Origin of the sequence: Albimonas marina, from assembly GCF_029223255.1 — a bacterium.
Classification (GTDB): domain Bacteria; phylum Pseudomonadota; class Alphaproteobacteria; order Rhodobacterales; family Rhodobacteraceae; genus Albimonas.
Window position 1 is genome coordinate 163170 of sequence record NZ_JARHUC010000008.1, and the last position, 23155, is coordinate 186324.

Genomic DNA, 23155 nt, shown 5'->3' on the forward strand with positions numbered 1-23155 from the left:
TCAGCCGGCCGCCCCCTTGCCCTTGCCGTTCTTGCCGCGGCTCCAGTCGATCACGGCCGGCGCCGGGGCGTAACCCCCTTCGTCGCCGTCGCCGATCACGAACCAGGCGTCGTCGCCGTCCTCGCCCTCGAAGTCGCCGCCGTCCTCGTCGTAGACGCGGACGTCGTCGTCGCCCTCCCGGCCGCGGACCAGCGGCTCGACCCGGGTGATCTCCACCTGGATGTCGCTCGCGGTCAACGAGGAGATCACGTCGGCGAAGCCGCCGCCGAACAGCGTGTCGTCGCCCCAGCCGTCGGGCGCGACCCGCTGGCCGACGCCGATGTCCTCGTCCATCAGCGCGTCCTCGTCGTCCTCGTGCCCAAGACCCATCACGTGGCCGATCTCGTGCATCAGGACCGAGAGCAGGTCGACCCCCGCCACCTCGCCGTCGAACTCGTCGTCGGTGGAGGGATCGGGATCGACGTACCAGCCGGCGCCCGCCGCATCGAGGTCGAGCGTGATGCGCGCGCCCTCGGTCAGCGCGACCGCCGTTCCGTCGAGCGAGCCGATCTCGACCGAGAGCGAGGCCAGGACCTGGAGCTGCGCGTCGGAGAGCTGCGTGGACCAGCGCTCGACCGCCTCCTCCAGCACCGGGGCGACCTCCTCCAGGGTCAGCGACATCTGGCCGGTCTCGCCGGTCACGGCCTGGTCGAGCATGACGTTGGCGCCATTGCCCTTCCCGTTGCCGCCGTTGCCGTTGCCGCCGGTCGAGCCGCCGCCCGTGCCCCCGCGCGAGGCGAGGTCCGGATCGGCCGAGACCAGCACGTCGCGCGCGCCGCCCGGGATGTTGCCCGGCTGCGGATCGCCCGGACCGCCATGCTGGTCCTGCCAGTCGTCGTCCTGCTGGATGACCATGCCGATCTCGCCGAAGGGCTCGCCGTTGCGGCCCGCGCTCGTGCCGGCGTCCGCCGCCCGGGTGTGGTCCGCGCCGTCCGAGGCCGAGAGCTCGATCAGCCAGTCCTGCAGCTGCGGGTTCACCGAGCGGCTGACCGTCGGCAGACCGAAGGGCGCGTAGGGCACCACGTAGCTGTTGAACTCGCCCGACCAGTCGATCAGCCGGTCGCCGCCGGTGTTGGCGATCAGCACGTCGCGCCCGGCGCCGCCGAAGGCATGGTCCTCGTAGCCCGCGTCGGTGTCGGGGGCGTCGTTCGCCCCGCCGTTGGTGCCCAGCTCGTCGTCGGCGTTCAGCAGGTCGTTGCCGTAGCCGCCGTACATCCGGTCGCGACCCGTGCCGCCCACGATCCAGTCGTCGCCGAGGTCGCCGAAGATCCGGTCGTCGCCGTCGGTGAAGGTGATCAGGTCGCCGGCGTCGCCCAGGGTCCGCGGATCCTGCGGCGCGTTCACGTCGGCGCTGTCGAAGTTCAGCAGGAACTCGGTCCCGCCGACCATCACCTTCGACCAGGGATCGTCCTCGTCGTAGAGGTTGAACTCCTCCGGATCGGCCGCGCCGAAGCCCAGCACCCCGCCGGGGTTCCAGGGCGTCAGGAAGCCCGAGGTGATGATCTCCGACCCGTCGTCGGCCGCCGCGACCGGCAGCGCCTCGGCGCCCGAGATCGCGTCGTCCCCGGCCCCGCCGTGGATGAAGTCGTCGCCCAGGCCGCCGAAGATGATGTCGTCGGCGTCCGTCGGCGCGGACGAGGCCTGGTCGGAGAGGTCGGCCCGGCCGATGTCGGTGTCGAAGGGCGTCAGGTTCACCTGCTTGAGCAGGTCGCCCTCGGCGTAGATCACCGCCTGGTGGACCGAGTTCGGGGTGGAGATGAACGCCTCCGTGTTGGCCGCGTCGACGCCCGAGAGCGTCTCGGTCAAGCCGTTGCGCGAGGTGAAAATCCGCCCGTCGTCGCCCAGGATGCCGTCCCGGCCGGTCCCGCCCGAGATCCAGTCGTGGCCGTAGCCGCCGATGATGTCGTCGTCCTGCGCGTCGCCGAACAGGGCGTCGTTCCCGACCATGCCGTAGATGAAGTCGTCGCCGGCCTCGCCGTGGATCTCGTCGGCCCCGCCGATGTCGTCGGCGTAGCCCGCGAACTGCGAGCCGCCCGCGGTGTAGTCCACCAGGATCGAGGCCCGCGGCACGATCTTCAGCGCGCCGTAGGTGTCGTAGGTGAACTGCAGGAGCTCGCCGTCCGCGCCGACCAGCCGGACGATGTCGCCGTTGTCGCCCAGGATCATGTCGCTGTCGCGGGCGTGCAGGTCGCCGTCGTCCGTGTCGTCCAGCAGGGTCAGGTCGCCGTTGACGTCGTTGCGCGCGGACCCGTCGCCGGAGGCGCCGAAGATCAGGTCCTCGCCATCGGGACGACGCTCGGCCGTATCCAGGCTGAACATCGTGGACGAGCCGCCCACGATGTCGTCCTGGCCGAGGTTGCCGAAGATCACGTCGTCGCCGCCGTTGCCCTCGATGTAGTCGTCGCCGTCGGTCTCCTGGCCGAGGGAGGCCGAGATGACCAGCAGCCCCTGCACCGTGCCGCCCACGCGGCCGGCGCCGACCGAGGCCAGGGCGCCCTCGATCCCGCCGTCGCCCTGGATGACGTCGTCGCCCAGCTGGCCGAAGATCATGTCGTCGTCCGCGCCGCCGGCGATGTAGTCGTCGCCGAAGAGGTTGGCGGCGGTCGCGTGGTCGTGATCCTCGATCTCGATCTCCCAGTCCGCCCAGACGGCGGCGCCGACCGGGTTCAGCTCGGGATCCGGGCCCACCAGCACCTCGCCGGCCTCGCCGGGGGCGATGTCGTCCATCGTGTAGATCGTCGCCCCGGTCAGCTGGCGGAAGCGCGGGGAGGTCACGTCGCCGAAGAAGGCGCCGCGCCGGTCGAGGTCGGTGTTGTCGCCGAAGATCAGATCCTCGTCCGCGCCGCCGTCGAGGCGGTCGTCGTCCGTGCCGCCGACGATCACGTCCTGGCCTTCGCGGCCGAAGATCACGTCCGCGCCGCCCACGGCGTTGTCGGTGACGTCGATGAAGACCGCGACGCCGCCGTCGAAGGTGAGCTCGGCCATGTCGCCGACCGCGATGTCGTTCGCGGTCCCGAGGTCGAACGTGTCGCCCGCGCCGCCGCCGACCACGATGTCGTCGCCGCCGCCGGTGGTGACCGAGTCCGCGCCGCCCCGGTTCGGGGTCAGCGCGTCGAGGAAGCTGATCACGCCGCCGTCGAAGAGGATCCGCGCCCGGTCGCCCGAGACGATGTCCGCGCCGTCGTCGCCGCCCGCGTCGGTCCCGGCGTCGATCAGGTCGCCGCCGAGGCCGCCGATCACGATGTCCGCGCCGTCGCCGGTGAAGATCGAGTCGTCGCCCGCCGCATCCATCGCGCCCGCGTCGTCGGAGGCGATGACCGAGGTCAGCTCCACCAGCGCGCCGTCGTCGCTCCAGATCGCCGTGCCGGCGTCGCCCATCACGATGTCGGACCAGTCGGCCGCGCCCGCGTCGACCTCGTCGCCGCCCGCGCCCGCGATCACCACGTCCGCGCCGCCGCCGGTCCAGATCCGGTCGGCCCCGCCCTCGGCCCCGTCGAGGGTCGAGAGCTCGGCCACCACGCCGTTGGCGTGGAACAGGATCTGGCCGCGGTCGCCGATCACGAGGTCGGTCGCCGCGTCGCCCAGAGCGTCGGTCCCGGCGTCGATCCGGTCGCCGCCCATGCCGCCGATGACGATGTCGGCGCCCTGGCCCGCGAAGATCGAGTCCGCGTCCCCGTAGAGGATGCCCTCGGCGTCCTGCGGGGTCGCGCTGGTGATCTCGAGCGGCGTGCCGTCCTCCTGGAAGGTGGCCTGGCCGTCGTCGCCCAGGATCACGTCGGCGAAGTCGCCGGCGCCCGCGTCGACCGAGTCCGACCCGGCCCCCGCGATCACCCTGTCGTCCCCGCCGCCGGTGGTGACCACGTCGCCCGCGCCGTGCTGCGGGTCGAGGCCGCGCAGCAGCGCCACCCCGCCCGAGGCGTGGAAGGTGATCAGCGCCCGGTCGCCGAAGACGATGTCGTCGCTCAGATCCCCGGCCGCATCCGTGCCGGCGTCGATCAGGTCGCCCAGCGCGCCGCCGACCACGATGTCGGCGCCCTGCCCGGTGAAGATCGAGTCCGCGCCCGCCGCGGCGATGGCCGCCGCGTCGTCCGTCGGCAGGACCGAGGTGATCTGGATCGGCGTGCCGTCGGCCTGGAAGGTCATCACGCCGTTGTCGCCCAGGACCACGTCGTCGTAGTCGCCCGCGCCCGCGTCGATCGCGTCGCCGTCGCGGCCCGCGATCACCAGGTCGTCGCCGCCGCCGGTCTCGATCGCGTCGACCCCGCCCGCCGCCGGCGCGATGCCGGAGAAGGAGGTGACGACCCCCGCGGTGGTGAAGACGATCTCGGCCGCGTCGCCCGCGACCACGTCGCGCGAGACGTCGCCCTCGGCGTCCGAGCCGGCCGAGATCACGTCGCCCATGGCGCCGCCGATCACGATGTCGGCCCCGGTCGAGGTGGTCACGACGTCGACGCCGCCGATGAAGGGCTCGGTCGAGTAGATCAGGTCGGGGTTGGCCAGGTCGCCGTCGAGCGAGACGAAGTCCACCACGCCCAGGTCGGCGATGACGATGTCCTCGCCGTCGCCGGTGGTCACGACGTCGTCGCCGGCGCCCGCCAGGATCACGTTGCGCTCGCCCGGCACGCCGCCCGGCGCGTCGGTGATCGTGTCGTTCCCCGCCAGCGTCGGATCGGTGGTGCGGACCACCGTGACCTCGCCCGTGGTCAGCAGGCGCAGGGTCTCCGCGACCTGCTCGATCACGCCGTGATCGCCCAGGATGACGTCGTCGCCCAGCCCGCCGAAGATCACGTCGTCGCCGACCGCGTTGCCCGTCGTCGCGGTCAGGCGGCGCAGGGTCGTGTCGTCGTCGAAGGTGACGGTCTCGGGGTCCACGTCCTCGGCCAGGCGGCTGCCCGGGTCGATGTTGAACCGGCCGTCGCCGTAGACGTGGTCGTCGCCCGCGCCGGCGTAGATCGAGTCGTCGCCCTCGCCGCCCGCGATGTGGTCGCCGGCCTGGCTGCCGTGGATCTCGTCGTCGCCTTCGCCGCCGTCGATGGCCACGCCCAGCACCCCGACCGCCGAGGCGTCGATGTAGTCGTCGCCCGGGTTGTCGAAGGCCACGCCATTGCCGTTCGGCTCGTCGGAGCTCGCGGAATAGCGCACGCCGTCCTCGGAGGTGTCGCCGAAGATGACCAGCGGGCTGTCGGCCCCGCCGCCGCCGGTGACGGTGATGGCGTCGTCGCCGCCGCCGCCGTGGATGATGGTGATGCCGCCGTGGGTCGAGCCCTCGGTCGGGGTCAGGGTCGACTCGATGGTGATCTGGTCGTTCCCCGAGCCGTTCAGCACCTCCAGGATCTCGACGTCGGAGTAGGTGATCCCCTTGTCGAAGGTGATCGTGCGGATCGAGCCGTCGGGCTGCGTCTCCTCGAAGGTCAGGTCGTCGGACATGCCCTCGAAGAAGACGTTCGAGCCGGTGACGGTCAGCACCTCGTTCGAGGTGGAGACGTCGTTGTAGACGTTCACCCGGTCGATGCCCGTGGTCTCGTCGAAGTCGGTCTCGACCTCGGTGAAGGGCGCGTCGCTCTCGCCCGGCAGCAGGATCGCGGCCTTCAGGCTGCGGTCGGCCCCGCTCTCGCCGCCGATGATCTCGATCGGACCCTGCAGGCGGTTGGCGAGATGCGGCTGCGGCGCGAACACCTTGCGCGGCTGCGCGTCGGGGTCGGGCGTGAAGGCGGGGTTGGCCTTCAGGATGACTTCCTGGGGGATGTACCAGTTGTCGGCCGTGAAGGTCAGCTTGGCCACGCCGTCGCCGTCGACATAGGTCGCGCCGCCGTCGGTCGAGGCCAGCAGCTGGCCGTCGGGTCCGACGTTCACGGTCACGGTCTTGCCGGCCTCGACCGCCTTGGTCAGGCGGATGTGGTAGGTGTCGGTGTCGGTCGGATCGGTCCCGTCGACCAGCGTGTCGCCGTCGGTCTCGGTCACGATCGCCCCGGCGCTGTCGTCGTCGTAGACGATGACCGTCGCCTCGGCCACGTCGGCGAGCTCGTAGCCGGCCGCGTTGGTCGCGATCACCTTGTGCAGGATCAGCTCGCCGGTCGGGCTCTCGCGGTCCGCGTCGTCCACCGCGCGCACGGTCAGCGCGACGTCGCCCTGGTCGGCGTAGGTGAAGGTGATCGTGCCCGCCACCGCGTCGTAGCGGCCGTCGGCGGTCGAGATCTCGACCTGCGGGTCGTCGCCGAGGTCCAGCTCGACCACCACCACCTCGCCGACCTCCAGATCGCGCGAGAGGCCGACGGAGTAGCCGTCCTCGAGGCCCTGCGTGTAGCCGGCGAGGTCGGGGGTCAGGTCGCCCTCGGCCACCAGCATCCCCTCGCCGCCGCGCACGATGATCGCGGGACGCTCGTCGTCGTAGACGGTGACGATCACGTCGGCGACGTCGGCCGTGTCGGCGTTCAGGTCCTGGCTGACCACCGCGTGGCTGATCGAGATGTCGCGCGTGCCCTCCGAGCGGTCGTCGTCCACCGCCTTGACCAGGATGGTCTTCTCCTCGGAGACGTCGGTCCACTCCAGCGTCAGGTAGCGCGCCCAGGTGGCGCCGCCGTCGGCCGAGATCAGGATCGAGTCGCCTTCCGCGGCGGGGGCGGGGTTGTAGTCGTCGGCCTCGCCCTCCTCCTCGCGGATGGTGGTGCGCGCGGCCGAGACGTTGACGAAGACCGGCGCCGCGGCCGAGGCGGTCAGCGCCTCGGACAGCGAGATCTTGTAGGAGGCCGTGGTCGCCACGTCCGCCTCGTCGAGCACCAGGTCGCCGCCGGTGTCGATCTGCACCTGGCCCGTGGTCTCGTCGCCGATGTTGAGGTCGAGACCCGGGATGAACAGCGTGTCGAAGCTCGTGTCGCGGGTCAGGACGGTGGTGTCGATCCCGTGCAGGACCGAGGCCGAGCGGCCCTCGAGCTCGCGGGTGACCACGCCCTCCTCGTCGACGTCGCCCGTCATCTCGAAGGTGTCGTGGCCGAGGCCGCCGATGATCCGGTAGCCGACGCCCGCGCGGGTGGACAGCACGTAGAACGTGTCGTCGCCCTCGAGGCCGTCGACCTCGATGCTCTCCTCCCGGCCCGAGACGGTGACGTTCAGGCCCGCGCCGAAGACGCCGTCCTCGGTGATCACGAAGGCGTCCGCGGCCTCGGTGCCCAGCACCACGACCTCGTCGAAGCCCGCGCCGCCGTCGATGTTGACCGGGGCGTTGATCGTGTACTGGATCGCGTCGTCGCCGCCGCCGCCGGCCACCTCGGCGCCCTCGGCGATAGAGTTGGCGTCGTCCTGGTCCATCAGCAGGAAGGCGCGGATCACGAAGTCGTCGTCGCCGTCGTTGCCCTCGAGCCGCACCGCGGCCTTGGAGCTGTAGACGGTGAAGGTGTCGTTGCCCTTGTCGCCCAGCACCAGCATCGGCAGCGAGACGCCGCGCGACAGCCACCCACGGGTGGTCCGCTCGGTCGCGTCGTCGAAGACGTCGAAGGGATCGACCGCGTTGTAGTCGCGCTCGGACCCGTAGAGCTGGCCGATCTGGAAGTCGTCCGCGCCCACGCCGCCGTCCAGCGTGACGATGGCCGAGGTGTCGTCCGAGGCGAAGACGTCGTCGTCGCCGCGCCCGTTCACGATCAGGCGGCCGTTGATGTTGCGGTCGTAGTTGATCCGCTCGACCGGCGTGCCGGCCGGCTGGCCGCCGCGCACCGCGTCCTCGTCCGCGCCGTGGATCAGCGCCACGAAGGCGGGCGCCGGGCCGTCGGCGTATTCGGCCGCGTTGGCCGGGTCGAAGTCGGGGTTCTCGGCCACCCGCCGCAGCAGGAAGGCGTCGAAGCCCGAGGTGCCCTCGATGATCAGCGTGTCGGAGCCGGAGTTCACGCCGCCGCTGTCGAGCACGTTGATCAGGTAGTCGTTGGAGCCGAGCGCCGAGCCGGTGGTCTGGATCTTGACCTCGTCGCCGCCGGCCTGGCCGTCGATCAGCAGGCTGTCGCCGGCCGACTGGGTGGCGAGCTCGTCGATCACCACCTGGTCGTCGCCGCCGCCGCCGCGGATCACCGCGGGGCCGATCAGCTCGGCCGTCGGGCGCACCACGATGCGGTCGTCGTCGCCGCCGCCGGTGATGACGATCCGCTCGGCGTCGGCGATGTCGCCGGGCCGGGTCAGGTCCGCGCCCACGTCGATGCGGCCGCGGATGCGGATCACGTCCTCGTCGCCCGCGGTCTGGATCAGCACGCCATGGGCGGCCTCGATCACCGCGCCGTCCTCGATCACCACCTCGTCGGCGTCGTCGCCGGTCAGGATCTCGACGCGCGAGCCCTGGATCGTCGCGCCGCCCTCGACGGTGACGTTGGAGCCGGAGGCGTCCACGCCGCCCATCGACTGCCGGTCGCCCAGCACGCGGACCACCCCGTTCAGCGCCAGGACCGAGGCGCCGGCCATGATCAGCACGTCGTCGCCGCCGTCCAGGATCACGTTCGAGCCGGTGGAGACGATGCTCACGGCCTCCACGACCAGGTGGTCGGGATCGCCGTCCTCCTCGCCGACCGGGATCACGCCGTCGTCGTAATTGTCGTCGTTGGCGATCACGTCGATCTGGTCGACGGCGAAGATGCTCTCGGTCACCGTGATCGGGCTCGACGCGGTCAACTCGACCGAGCCGCCGGCGACCATGCCGCCGCCGGCGCCGGAGTCGATCACCCCGCCCACGCCCAGGGCGCCGAAGTTCAGCATCCAGGTGGAGCCGGACTGCGACCAGCTCTCGGCCGAGTTGGCGATGGAGACGATCCGCGCCCCGTCGGCGCCGATGTCGTTCAGCGCGAACAGCCAGATCTTGCCCGCCAGCAGGTTCGCCGTCGTCTCGTCCGCGTCGCCGTCGAGGATCGAGCCCTCGGGCGCCCGGATGAAGGCCACGTCGCCGATCTGGGCGACCTCGACGATCCCCAGCTTCAGGTCCTCGTAGAGCGGGTTCACCGACAGCTCGGTGATCCGCTGGTCGCCGCCGGAGAAGGTGTTCAGCGACCCGCCCAGCGTGTTGATCTCGACGTAGCCGCGCAGGGCGGAGCCGATCTGCCCCTCGCCCGGGATGCCCGAGCCGTTGTCCGGCGTCGCCCACAGCGTGATGTTGATGCCGGTGACGTCGATCGTGGTGTCCTCGGACCCCGTCGTGTTGACGTCGAAGATCGAGCCCTGGCGCGCGATCAGGTGCACGTCGCCCGTCTCGGTCCAGACCCGCTCGATCACCATGTCGCCGTCGGTGAAGTCGACGTCCGGGATCTCCATGATCCGGATGTCGCCGTTCAGCGCCTCGGCGTTCAGGGATTCCAGCAGCGCGATGTCGAGGAAGTTGGAGGCCGAGCCGATCGAGCCCGCCGCCGACAGGGTCAGCGTGCCGGAGTTGATCGTCGCAACCTCCGACGGGTTCGGGACCGCCGGGTCCAGCACGCCCACGTCGAGGATGTCGCCCTTGGTCGTCTCCAGGTCCGCATGGGTCGGATCGCCCAGGGTCGAGACGGCCGAGACCTCCTTGATCAGCAGGTCGCCGCTGTCGGACGCGTCGCCTGCCAGCGAATTCTCGGTGATCCAGATCTCGACGCCCGAGCGCGCGGTCAGCGTGCCGCCCTCGCGGAGGTCGATGACGAAGCGGTCCGCGGCGTCGCCGATCGAGCCCTCCTCGGCCTCCACGATCAGGGAGCCGGCGGTGACGGTGGCGTGGTCGGAGGTGTTGGGGTTCACGTCGCGCACGCTGTGCTGCGACTTGATCTGCGCGTCGCCGGTCTGGGCGTCCACCCGCAGGATGTTCATCCCCAGGATGGAATCCGCCCCGATGAAGACGTCGCCGTCCGCGATGGCGGTGATGTCGCCCTGGGCGGCGAAGTCCAGGTCCTCGGCCCGCTCGATCACCAGGTAGCGCGCGGTGGCGGAGGTGTCTTCCTGGTCGATCACGTTCCACGACGCGTCGAAGAAGGTGATCTCCCCCGGCTCGGCCGCGGCCAGGGCCAGCAGGATGTCGGAGTTGTCGTAGCTCGGGTCGGCGGCCATGTCGGCGGCCAGCTGCTCGAGGTCGATCTCCAGCGCGTCGAGGCGGCTGCCGATGTCGCCAGCGAGCGCGTAGACCTTCACGTCGGCGCCCAGGAAGTTCGCCGCCTCGGTCGCCAGCGTGGTGCCCGGCACGGCCTTGGGCCGCAGCACCGAGGCCGAGATCGAGTTGTCGAGCTGGTCCTGCGTCCAGGCCGCGCGGGCGGCCAGCGCCCCGCCTTCCCAGAGCGCATGGCCCGAGCCGGCCCCGCCGGCGAGCGAGACGATGTTCGTCCCGTCCGCGGTCGAGCTGAGGCTGAAGGAGGTGGTCGAGCCGGCCGCGAAGACGACGTAGTAGACCTCACCCGAGACCAGGTCGCCGAACGCGTCGCCCGCGCCCGCCTGGAACAGCACCGCCTGGCCGTTCTTGAAGACGTTGACGCCGTAGTCGATCACGTCGCCCGACACGTCCGCCGCCTCGAAGGTCGAGTGCAGCGCGTCCGTCGGGGCCGCGTCGCGGGTCCCGGCGTCGTAGGCGAAGCTCTCGTCCATCAGGTCGGCGTTGTAGGCGGGCGCGCCCGGCGCGCCGGTGGCCTGCAGCAGGTTGCCCACGTCGCCGTAGGTGGCGTGCAGGTTGTGGTACTCGACCGTGCGCGACTGCTCGAGCACGTCGATGCGCGCCTGGATCTCGGCCGCGTCCAGCGTGCCGGTCAGCGAGTGGGTCAGCCCCGTGGCGACCGAGGGATCGAGCGCGATCACCAGCCCGTCGAGCGTGGTCTGCGCGGCCAGGTCGTTCAGCGCATCGCCGTCCGAGAGCTCGGCCAGCGCGACGAGGAAGGCGGCGCGGTCGGCCTCGGCGATCAGCTTGATCGCGCCGCCCGTCTCGCCGGTCTTCCAGACCACGTAGTCCTCGCCGTCCACCAGCCCGCCGATGGCGTCGCCGCCGCCGGCCGAGTAGGTGGCGAGCTGACCGTCCACCAGCCCGTGGCCGCCCAGGTCGATGGCGTCGTCGGCCACGTCGGCGGGGGCGAAGGTCTCCTCGGTGGAGGTCGCGAAGAAGGCCTCGTAGGCGGCGCGCTCGGCCTCCGACAGCTCCGCCTGGTGGCCGGGGTCGTAGTAGAGGAACATGTAGCTGACGGCGTCCCCGGTCGACACCGCGCCCGTCACCCGGATCCCGTCATGGGCCTGGTCGAGGGCGGAATCCGCCCCCGAGGGGTCGAAGGCCGCCAGCAGGGAGGCGTCGGCCCGGTCGGCGGGCGGCGTCTCGCCCAGGAACAGGCGGTGCAGCGGCTTGCCGCCGGTCAGCGAATGGCCGGAGTCGGTGGCCGTGCCCTGCCCGATGGACAGAGTCGTCCCGGCGAAGGCGTCGGCCTGGGTCGCGGCCAGCATCAGCGTGCCGTCGGCCGCGTCGTCGACGACGGCGTAGTAGACGCCCCCGTCCACCAGCCCGTCGAAGGCGTCGCCCGAGCCCGCGGAGTAGACGATCTCCTGCCCCGTGACCCAGGTGCCCGGGGTCACGTCGAAGGCCGAGCCGCTGAGGCCTGCCGGGGTCAGCGCGACCTCGGTCGGGGCGGCGCGGTCGTCGGAGACGTCGAGCGCAAGGATTTTGGGCAGGAAGGCGATGGCGTCCGCCTGGCTCGCGGCCAGGTGGATCACGTCGCTGTCGGGCAGGTCGAAGCGGATGCCCTCGACGCCCGCCGCGCCCAGGATCGACAGGTCGATCAGGTCGTTGGTGCCCTCGTCGCGCAGGCGCACGAGGTCGCCGTTCTCGGCGTCGACCTCGACCAGGTAGGTCGTGCCGTCGACCAGCCCGCCGATCTCGAGCGTGCCCGCGCGCCACAGCGCCGGGTCGTCGAAGGTTTCGGCCGTCAGGTCGTAGCCGACGGCGTCGGCGCCCAGGTAGACCCAGATCGCGCCGCCGTCGTCCACCACGTCGCCCGCGGTGAGGTCGGCCGCGGCCTCGGTCGAGGCGATGGGCGTGGCGGAGGCCAGGTTGAAGGTCACCCGGTCGCCCGTCTCCAGCCCGTGGCCGGCGCCGAAGTCGATGGCGTCCGTCGCCTCGACCAGGGTCCAGCGCGCCGCGTCGCCGAAGTTCTCGTCCGCCAGCAGCACGCCCGTCTCGGCGTCGCCCACGTATTCGTAGACCGCCCCGGCGAGCCCACCGGCCGCGTGATCCGCCGCCGCCTGCACCCGCAGGCCGACGTCGAGATCGGCCGTCCCCGCATCCGAGACGAGGTCCGCGTCGATGGCGAAGTCGCCCAGCTCGACGGAACGGAAATCCTCGACCGCGTAATAGGTTCCGCCGTGGTTGAGGCCGCCGACGCCCTCGTCCTGGCCGGAGCGCAGGGTCCAGTAGGCCTCGTAGTCCGCGTTCACCGAGGCCTCGTAGGCGCCGATGGTCAGGTCGACCGAGGCCTGGCCCGACAGGTCGGCGCCCAGCAGCCGCTCGTAGACCTTCTGCAGGGTTTCGGCGGTGCGCGGGTCGATCTGCTGGCTGTCGTAGGCGTCGATCAGGTTGCCCGTCTCGACCGTCAGCTTGACGTTGTGGACCGTGCCCGTCGCGTCGGACGACGGGATCAGCTCGTCCTCCGGCACGCCGCCGTCGGTGTCGATCCGGCGCAGGCGCAGGTCGCCCGCGGTCTCGGTGACGTTGACCTCGCCGCGCGCGGCCACGTCCAGGAAGTCGTCGGCCGTGTCGCCCGTGTCGACCCGGATCGCGAGGCCGTCGTAGTCGCCGACCGCCCCCTGCTCCGCCGTCAGGGTGATGCGCGAGCCCTTGACCAGCGCGCCGCCGTCCCGCGCGACCAGGTCGCCCTGGGAGGTGATCTCGATCTTGGAGCCGGCGCCCGAGGTCACCTGGTCGATCTTCAGATCGCCGTCGGTCTCGACCAGGCGCACGTCTCCCGCGGCGCTCTCGGCATCCAGCCAGCCGCGGGTCGCGTCGGCGAGGTTCACCGACAGCGCCTCGTCCGCGCCGATCCCCGAGGCGGCCGTGAGGTCGATCTGCTGACCGCCGATGACCGAGCCGCTGGACTGCACGATCTCGCCCGAGGTGATCAGCTGCGTGACGCCGGCCGAGTTGCGCACGGCGCCCTCGACGATGATGTCGCCGATCGAGCGCACCGCGATGAAGGGCCCGTCCACCAGCGTGGTGTTGACGCCCGCGCCGACCAGGTCGATGCCCGAGACGTCCTGGTTGGCCGAGCCGGCGTCGTAGCCGATGAAGTTGACGTTGATCGTCTTGTCGGCCTGGATCGAGTGCCGGAAGATGTTCTTCAGGTTCTCGACCTCGACGCGGTTGTAATACTGCGTCGTGGTGCCGTACCAGGTCTCGGTCTTGCGGCCCTTGGTGATCGTGTCTTCGAACTTCGACAGGGTGACCAGCGTGCCGCCTTCGCTGCCCGCGGGGAACAGGTTCTTGATCGAGCCGCCGTCTTCGGTGCTTTCGTCGCTCAGCGTCAGGTAGGTGTAGGTGTCGTCGGTGCTGACGCCGATGACGTAGTATTCGCCCGCGTCGGCGAGCCCGATGTTCGCGCCTGTGCCGTTGGCGCGGAAGCGCACCTGGTCGTTGAGCTCGTAGCCCAGGTCGGTGCCCGCGAAGCGGATCGTGTTGGCGGTGCCGTTCACGTCGTCGAAGGCGTCGAAGCTCCGGCTGTCGTCGATGCGCAGGAACTCGAACAGGTAGTCGGCGGCCGAGCCGTTCTCGTCGAAGTAGTCGCCGTCCTCCAGCGGCACCGGGCTGCCCAGCGGCGTGCGGTGCGGGCCGTCGGTGATCTTGTCGGGATCGGGCGCCCAGCTGTCGAGGCCGAGCCACGCGCTCTCGCCATACTCGGTGTCGATGCGCTCGCTCAGGTTCTGGCCGGTGGTCCAGTTGTAGCGATAGTCCTCCGAGCGCACGTCGTAGGTGGTGGCGCGGCCGGCGGCGTCGGTGGCGTTGCTCTCGTCGAAGATCTGGCCCGAGGTCAGCGCGTCGGGCGCCTCGGTCAGGTCATGCTCGCCCGCCTCGGCGTCGACCGAGCCGTTGAGCGTGATCAGCACGCCCGCCTGGGTGCGCAGCGTCACCTCGGTATAGGACAGGGTCAGGTCGTAGTTGGTGGCGCTGGCCGCCAGCACGTTGCCGGCCGCGTCGCGCTTCACCTCGTTGACCGTGCGGATCTCGTAGACGCCGCCGTCGACCATCTGGCTCGAGATCGAGGCGTCGCCGTCGGTGCGGTAGAGGATCTTGTCCCCGACCTCGTAGTCCAGCGACACGCCGTCGAGACGGATGGTGTTGCCGGTCACGTCGGCGTTGGGGTCGAACTCGCCCTTTCCGGGCGTCTCGAACAGGGTCACCGTCTTGGTGATGTCGCCGTTCAGACGCTCGTAGGTGGTGGTCCACAGCTCGTCGCCGTCGCCGAAGTCGGTGATCTTCAGCACGCCCGCCACGTCGGCGCCCGCGTCCAGCGTGTTCACCAGCAGCCCGTAGGAGGTCTGGTTGTCGATCGCGATGCGGCCGTAGCCGTCCATCACGTTGAGCTGGCCGTTGCCGGTCGACACGACCTGGCCCGTCAGGCTCATGTAGCCGCCGCGCACCTGGGCGGCGGCGACCTCGAGCCGGTTCTCCTCGACGTTGTAGAACAGGCGCAGCACGTCCGAGCCGATCTCGGTGCGCGCCCTCAGCCCGGTCTCCTCGTCGATCACCTCCTCCTCGATGGCGCCGACCTCGATCTCGTAGAGGGGCTCGAGCGAGTTCCCCGCCGCCTTGTCGGCGTTGTAGTCGGCGATGGCCGCGGTGATCTGCGACTGGATCGCGTTGGTGATCGTCAGCGTCTGCTGGGCGAGGCCGGACTGGATCACGCCGTTCACGTTGATCCGCGAGGCGGTGATCGAGACGATGTTGCCCGCCACCACGTTGGACTGGGCGCCCGTGCCCTCGGCCCCGGCGATGGCGGCGGCGAGGGCGGCGCTGAGCGTCGCGGCGTCGGTCAGCGGCAGCGAGGTGGTCGCCCCGTCGTCGTAGAGGTCGGTCAGCGCGTCGGCCACCGCCCCCCAGCGGGAGTTCGCGCCCGCCGGATCGCCGCCCGCGTGGAAGGTGGAGCCCAGCGCCGAGAGCACGAAGTCGCGCTTGGCCTGCAGGTCCAGCTTCGAGGCGTTGATGTTGGCGAAGGCCACGATCGAGCCTTCGGAGATGATCCGCACCGTGCCGTCGAGGTTGTCGATGTCCCCGGTGATCTCGACGTCGGGCGAGATCGGGAAGGCGCTGTCGTCGTAGGGCGAGCCGTAGACGCCGGCCACGAAGCTGTTCTCGATCTCGATCAGCGGCTCGGACTCGCCCTCGGCCACGATGGTGCCGCCGAAGTCCTCGGACCCGACCTCGACGTTGTTGAACAGCACCATGCCCGCGTCGCCCGAGGGGATCTCGATCTTGCCCAGGCGCAGGATGGCCGGGGTCTCGTTCTCGATCCGCACGGTGACGTCGCCGGGCGAGAACAGGTCGCCCGTGCCGCCGATATTGCCGCCCTCGACCCGGATCACGCCGGCCTGGGCGAAGATGTCGTCCACGTTGATGACGGGATAGATCAGTTCGCGGTAGGTGGTGGTGCCGTCGGACTCGATCTCCGACAGGCCCAGGTCCGCGATCTGGCGCTCCACCCGATCGAGATCGGCGCTGTAGGCGGCGAGCGAGACTTGGTCGCCCGCGTACTCGTCCATCAGCAGCAGCAGGCGGTCGCGCTGCTCGAACAGCGAGGTCGCGAGCGACTCGAACGACAGGCTCCAGCCGATGCCGGCGGTGTTCTCGGCCACCTGCACCAGGTCCTGCTCGCTGTTCACGGGGTTGCCCCGCTCGAACCGCAGGATCTGCTCGCGGAACAGGCCGGTCTGCATGAACCCGTCCAGCGTCACGTCGCTGGATTCGGTCAGGGTGACGGTGCCGCCGGCGAACTCCTCCGAGACGCCGTCCGAGCCGAACAGCGTGTCGATCCCGTCGGCCACCGCGGTCAGCCAGTTGTGGCCGGTGCCGTAGGCGAACTTGTCGCCGGTGGAGCGGTCGGCGGCCACCACGTTGATGTCGCCGCCCGCGCTGACGCCCTTCGCGTCCGCGCCGGCCTCGGTCGGGTCGAAGCCCGGCCCGTTGTCCGAGGACTCGACCACCACCTCGTTGTGGATGTCGAGATTGATCAGCGCCTCGAGGTCGTCGATCGGCACCAGCGAGGCGTTCAGCGCGTCGCCGTGGGAGGTCAGGAACAGCCGCGAGACGTTGCCGTTGCGGTCCTGACCCGCCAGCAGGTTCACGTCGCCCGCCGCCAGCAGCGAGGCGTTCTCGGCCACCGTGGTGACGTTGACCACGTCCATCGCAATCTCGGAGTCCACGATGGCGCCGGCCGCGAGGCCGTAGGTGTGGACCTGCGGCGCGACCGTCAGGGTCGCGGTGGTGCGGGTCTGCACGTCGATGTCGCCGACCGAGGAGAGCTTCGCGCCCGAGCCCACCGTCGCCGTCGCGTCCACCTGGCGCGCGATGATGTTGGAGACCGCGCCCGAGCCCGAGATCAGGCCGCCGGCGGAGAGGTTGGTGTCGTCCTCGCCCTCGAAGTCGTTCAGCGCCGTGACCAGCAGGTCGCCGGGATCGAACACGTCGCCGCGCACGTCGACCACCGCGCCCGAGCCGATCGTGGCGTTGGTGTCGTAGTAGAGGAAGCTCTCGGACTCGCCCGCGTTGCCCGCGACCACGCCGCCCGAGGAGGCCTGCACGTTGTAGTCGCCCGAGCCGCGCTCGCCCACCAGGTCCTTGCGGGCCAGGTTGTGGGCGTCGACCACGAGGTTGCGCGTCTCGATGTTGACGTTGGCGCCCAGGCTCGCGTCCACGTCCGCGTCGACCGTCGAGGTCGCCCAGGAGCCGGAGCCCCCGACCAGCGCCACGGTGGTGGAGTCGGTCTGGTGATCGAAGCGCGCGGTGTGGCGGGATTCGATGGTCAGCGAGTCCACCCGCAGGTCGCGCTCGCCGTCGTCGGCCGAATAGTCGTCCAGCCCCGCCCAGGTCGAGGAGGTCGAGGTCACGTTGACCTCGGAGGCCGCGCCCGAGAAGCCGATCGAGACCGCCGCCGCCTCGGCCCGGCCGAACAGCGTGTCGGTCCCGGTGGCCGAGATCGTCACGTCCGCCCCGCCGAGGCGCGAGTAGGTGACCGCCTGCCCGTCGATCAGGTTCACCGTCGCCGGCACCAGGCGCCACAGGCTCTGGTCGGAGAAGACGGTCGAGCCCAGGGCGATGTCGGTGGGCAGCGCGCCCGCGAACTCGTAGACCGCGCCGGTCGAGAGATCGCGCACCCGCTCGCCCGTCGACATGGTCTGCGTGCCGTCGGCCGAGGTCCAGTCGGCCGGGATGGTGATGCCCGACGACAGGTCGATGAAGTTCCCCGACACGTCGAGGTTGGGATCGAACTCGAAATCGCCCGAGATGAAGGCCGACAGCGGGGTCAGCGCGTGGGTGAACCCGTTCACGTCGAGCGCGGTGAGGTCGATCAGCACCGGATCGCCCGAGACCGGCGCCGCGTCGGTCAGCGAGGCCGCGAGCCCCACCTGCCGCGGATCCGTCAGGCGCAGCGTGTGGCCCGAGGAGCCGGGCGCCGTCAGCTGCTCGTAACCGGTGGAATAGGTGCCGTCCGAGAGCTGGCGCGACAGGCGCACCGCGCCGTCGACGACCGAGTGCACCCGGTAGGTGTCGCCCGAGCTCAGCCCGCCCACGTCCGCGCCGGTCCCGGCGTTGATGTAGGTGACGAGATCCCCGGCCTCGACCCGCAGGTCCGTGCCCACGTCGATCCGGTCGGTGGTGGCGTTCACGTCGGCGCTGGCGAAGTCCAGCTCGTCCATCACCACGATGTAGTAGGTCTGGCCGTCGGTCAGCCCGCCGACGTCCTTGCCGTTGAGGATCTGCACATCCGCGCCCAGCGTGGCGGAGGTCTCGACGTCGGCCGTCACGTTCACCAGGTTCGCGCCGATGCCGGCGAGGCCCGCGATGGCGTTGGAGTCCGCGTTCGCCTCGGTGTCGGTGTCGCCGTTGGCGACCACGTCGATGGCGACGCCCACGTCGAGGATCGAGCCTGCGCCGACGCTCGAGGACACCGTGCCGCCGGTCACGGCCTCCGACAGCGCGCCGTTCACGCCGATCAGGCCGCCCGAGGAGCCGCCCGCGAAGGCGCTCGCCGCGCGCTGGCCGGCCGGCACGCTCAGCGCCGCGCCCACCGTCATCGAGCCGACGACGGTGATCTCGCCCTCGGCGTAGGCGTCGACCTCCGGGCTGGCGACGGCCAGCGCCTCGGAGGCGCCGACCGCCAGCGTGCCGGCGTTGACGCCGTAGGCGATGGCGTTGGCGTCGGGGGTGCCGACCGCGTTCACCGTCAGGTCGCCGCCCACCGTCGCCTCGTCAACGACGAAATAGGCCTCCGCCGTCGGCGACGCCTCGGCCGTGGCGAGCGAACCGCCCGCCGCGAGGGAGAGCAGCGCGACCGAGACCGAGGCCTGGCCGGTGTAGACGTCCGTCTCGGCGAGGGCGTTCGCGTCGATGTCGACGTCGCCCCCCGCGGTCACGTCGCGCGAGGCGGAATCCACCCCCGCGTAGGCGCCCGCGAAGTTGCGCCCGGTGGCGATGGCGGCGCCGCCGCTGACCGCCACGCCGATGGAGAAGGAGGCCGAGATCGCCGCCGCCCCCGCGATGGTCGAGAGATCGGTGTCGGACGTCGCGTCGATATCGACGTCGTCGCCCGCGATCACGGCGGAGCCGCGCGCCTCGGCGGTCGCGGCGCTGTAGATCACGCTGTCGGCGGTGGCCGCGGCGATCGAGATCGCGCCGCCCACCAGGCCGACCACGGCCGAGACGGAGGCCGCCACGACCTCGGCCTCGAGGCCGCTCGTGTCGGTCGCGGTGATGATCACGTCGTCGCCCGCGTCCAGGGTCGAGCCGCTGCGCGCGACGGCCTTGGTCTCGATGTCGATGACGTTGAGCGCGTCGGCGCCCGCCCCCGCGAGGCCCAGCGCCGCCGCGCCGCCGGCGATGGCGACCGAACCGGCCGCGACGGTCGCGTCGATGTTCGCCTCGGTGTCGGCGATCAGCTTCACGTCGCCGCCCGCCTCGAGCGTCGAGCCGGTGACCCGCGCCCGGACCATGGCGCCGTCGTCGCCGATCTGGTTCTCCGCCAGGCCCACGCCGATCGAGGCGGCGCCCGCGAAGCTGCCCACCGCCAGCGCGGCCGAGAAGCCCGCCACGATGGCGTCGATGTCGCCGTCGAACTCGGCCTCGACCGTGATGGTCCCGGCCGCGTCGAGCGTGGAGCCGTCCACCTCGGTCAGCACCTGGGCGTCGATCACGTTGCGCGACTCCGCCCCCGCGCCCGACAGCGACACGCCGATGGAGCCGAAGGAGGCCGAGGCCGCCGCCGCCGCGGAGATCGAGGAGATGGACGCGTCGAAGCTGGACTCCACGGTGATGTCGGAGACCGTGGCCTCCACCCGCGCCATGTCCTCGATCCGCGCCTCGACGGTCCCGTCGATCTCGTTCTCGGCGAGCGAGATGCCGATGGAGAGCGCCACGCCCGTGCCGCCGAAGCCCACCGACAGGGCCGCCGCGCCGGCGTCGGCCACGATGCTGGATTCGTCCTTGGCGGTGACCGAGATCCAGTCCGCCTCGATCTCGTTCGTGGCGATGACGTCGCCCGCGTCCAGGCTGCCGTCGATCTCGGCGATCACCTGGCCGCCGATCTTGTTGCGGGTGTCGGAGCCGGAGCCCGCGCCGCCGGCGCCGAAGCCGCCCACGCCCACGCCGACCGCGAAGGCCGCGACGATGGCGTCGATGTCGCGCTCGGCGACCGCGTCCACGTCCACGCCCTTCTCGGCGTCCACGTAGCTGTCGACGATGGCCGCGCGCACCTGGCCGCCGCCGGCGGTCCCGTCCTCGTCGTAGCCGATGTAGTTGTCCGCGAGCGAGGCGCCGATGGCGACCCCGACGCCGGCCGCGCCGCCGCCGATGGCGGCCGAGGCGCCCACGATGTTCGCGCCGATGGTCTGCGAGGCGGAGGCGTCGACGTCGAGCCCGCCGTCGGTGTCCACGTCCGCGCTCTCGACCAGGGCGACGACGTCTCCCTGCAGCACGTTGGTCGCGATGGCGCCGGCGCCCGAGATGGCGACGCCCGCCGCCCCCGAGAAGCCCGCCGCCAGCGAGGCCGCGACGGCCTCGGACTGGATCTCGGCCTCCTCGCTCGCCTCGACCTTCAGCGAGGCGGCGCCGGTGGAGGTCAGGACCACCTGGCCCACGCGCGCCAGGCGCGCCTCGACCGTGGTGTCGACCTCGTTGCGCGCCAGCGCCACGCCGATGGACAGCGACACGCCCGCGTAGGTGCCGAAGGAGGCCGCGATGGACGCCGCCCCCGCCACCGAGAAGATCGAGGATTCGTCGGTGGCGACGATGGAGATCGCGCTCGCCCGCACCGCGTCGTCGGCGATGACCGAGGCGCCCGCCAGGTCCTTCCCGTCGATGGCCGCCATCACGTCCATGTCGATCACGTTCTCGACGTAGACGCCCGAGCCCGAGATCGCGACGCCCGCCGAGGAGCCGCCGGCGATCGCCGCCGAGCCCGCCAGCACGTAGGCGTCGATGTCCTGCTCCGAGGTCGCCGAGACGTCGACCGCGCCGGTGGTGCGCACCACCCCGTCGGCGATGTAGGCGTAGACCTCGCCGCCGCCCGCGGATCCGCCGATCTCGTTGATCGCGATGGAGGCGCCGATGGAGGCGCCCACGCCCGTGTCGCCCACCGCCACCGCGGCCGAGGCGACCGCTACCGCGGCCTCGATCTTGCCGTCGGAGCTGGCGCTCACCACCACGTCGCCGGCCGAGAACGTGTCGTCCGCGTCCGCCGTCGTGGCGCCGTCGTCGCCCATCACCGTGCGGGTCATGTGGCTGCGCACGTTCGAGGTGATGACGTTGTGCGCATAGGCGCCGCCGCCGGAGATGGCGACGCCCACGGTGCCGAAGCCCGCCGCGATGGAGGCGGCCGCGGCGATGGAGAAGATGTCGGCGGAATCGTCCGCCTCGACCACCACCGAGCCGTCGGCGACCACGTCGCGGGCGCGCAGGTCGTCCACGCCCTCGATCGCCGCCTCGAGGGCGTTGTCGATCTCGTTTTCCGCCAGCGCCAGGCCGATGGAGACCGAGACCCCCGCGGTGCCGCCCAGCGAGGCGGCGATGGAGGCCGCGCCCGCGATGGAGGAGATGTCGGCCTCGTTCACCGCCGCGACGCGGATCGAGTCCGCCAGGATCACGTCCCCGGTCAGCCCGTCGTTGTCGATCTTGGCGAGCACGTCCGCGCCCACCCGGTTCTCGACGTAGACGCCGGAGCCCGAGATCGCCACGCCCGCGTCGCCGCCGCCGGCGATGGCGGCCGCGCCCGCGAAGGTCAGCGCGTCGATGTCCTGGTCGGCCGTCGCCTCCAGCGTCAGGGAGCCGCCCGCGATCAGCGAGCTGTCGGTGACCGTCGCCCCGACCCCCGCGCCGTCGCGCCCGGAGTCGTCGAAGCCGATCTCGTTGATCGCGATGGCCGCGCCGATCGAGACGCCCACGCCCGCGGTGCCGCCAATGCCCAGCGACAGGGCCACGCCCACCACGCTCGCCTCGATCAGGCCGGAGCTGTCGGCGGTGATGCTCACGTCGCCGCCCACGTCGAGGTCGGAGTTCAGGACCCCCGCCTCGACGTCGGTCAGGATCTGGTTGTGCGCGAAGGCGCCCGCGCCCGAGATCGCGACCCCGTTGCCGCCCCCGATGGAGGCCGCCAGCGCCGCCGCCGCCGAGATGGCGGAGACGGTGGAGCGATCCTCGGCCGCCATCGTCAGCCCGCCCTCGGCGTCGAGGCCCAGGCCCGCGCCGCCGTCCACGTCCGAGATCGTCGCCTCGACCGCGTTGTCGATTTCGTTCAGCGCCACCGAGACGCCGATCGAGAGGCTGACCGCGTTGTCCGCGCCCGCGCCGCCCGAGATCGCGGCGCCGCCGGCGAAGACGTCGATGTCGCTCTTGTCCAGCGCCTCGATCGCGACGTCGCCCTCGACGTCGTAGGTCGGCGCCGGGGCGCCCGCCTTCTCGCCGTCGATGTAGGCCCGCGTGCCGGCCTTGATGCGGTTGTTGGCGGCCACGCCCACGCCCGAGAGCGCGAGCCCGTTGTTGCCGAAGGAGACCGCGACCGAGGCGGCGGCCACGAAGGCGCCGATGGTCATGTCGGAGGTCGCCTCGAGCGTCAGGTCGCCTTCGACGTCGGCCGACGAGTCCTTCATGTAGGCCTCGGTGCGGGTGCGCCCGTCGGCGGCGTCGCCCTCGATCAGGTTCTCGGCGATGGACAGGCCCAGGGAGACCGCGCCCGCGTTGCCCGCGCTGACGGAAGCCGCGGCGGTGGCCGCGATGATGTCGGCGGTGATCTCGGCTTCGTTCTCAGCGGCGATCTTCAGCCCTGCGTCGGCGTCGACCGCGGTGCGGTCGATATGGGCGACCACGTCGGTGCCGATCTCGTTGAAGGCGGTCGCGCCGGCGCCCGAGAGCGACAGGGAGGTGCCGCCCAGGCCGGCGGCCGCGGCCACGCTGACCGCGACGGCGTCGGCGTCGATGCGCGCGTCGGAACTGGCCGTGACCCTCACCGCGTTGCCCGTGGTGGAGCCGGCCGACAGGTCGTCGACGTCGGTGATCGCCGCCTCGACGTCGCCGTCGATCTCGTTGAAGGCGATGGCGATGCCCATCGAGCCGCTGGTGGCGTTGTTCGCCCCCACCGCGGCCGAGGCCGCGACGGCGTAGACGTGGCTTTCGATGGTCGAGGAATCCTGCGCGTCGACCAGGATCTTGCCCGAGCCGCTGACCACGCTGGCGCCGCCGTCGATGCCGGCCGAGACGTCGAGCCCGATGCGGTTCTCGGCGTAGAGGCCCGCGCCCGCGATGCTGAGCGAGTTGCCCCCCGCGACCGCCGCCGCCACCGCGACCGAGGCCACGGTCGCGTCGATCTTCGCGGTGGAGGTGGCGGCGACGTCGATGTTGCCGCCCGCCGCCACGTCGGAGTCGATGATCGCGGCCGACACGCCCGAGCGCGAGGCGCTGGGGGCG

At 71.5% G+C, this 23155-nt stretch carries 1 protein-coding gene (running past one end of the window); it reads right to left on the bottom strand.

Annotated elements, in window-relative coordinates; genetic code table 11:
• Positions 1-23155, bottom strand: partial view of a matrixin family metalloprotease gene (locus P2H44_RS20645; RefSeq protein WP_275766651.1) — the 3' portion only. 13409 nt of this gene lie beyond the right edge of the window; 23155 of the gene's 36564 nt are visible here — the last part of the coding sequence; its start codon lies off the right edge, out of view — the gene reads right to left on this strand; the stop codon is at positions 1-3.